General features: G+C 66.8%; 1 pseudogene. It reads right to left on the reverse strand.

Annotated elements, in window-relative coordinates:
• A pseudogene (locus FXF52_RS42370) lies at positions 1-235 on the reverse strand (hypothetical protein); the annotation flags it as partial.

Consider the following 235-nt stretch of genomic DNA (forward strand, 5'->3'; position numbering starts at 1 on the left):
GAGCCGGTGGACGGGGCGGAGCCGTACTTGAATTCGGCGGCGTTGCCGTCCTTGAGGGTGAGGTCCTTCAGGGTCAGTTCGCCGCCGTCGGCGACGCGGAAGAGCCGGAAGGCGTCCTCGGAGTCGCGCTTGATGGTGGCGTCGTTGCCCTTGATGGTGATCTCCTGCCGGATGGTGGGCAGGCCGGTGCCGGACTTCTTGTCGGCGAAGTCCAGCTCGTAGACGCAGTGTGGGG

The organism is Micromonospora sp. MP36, from assembly GCF_008119785.1.
Taxonomy (GTDB): Bacteria; Actinomycetota; Actinomycetes; order Mycobacteriales; family Micromonosporaceae; genus Micromonospora.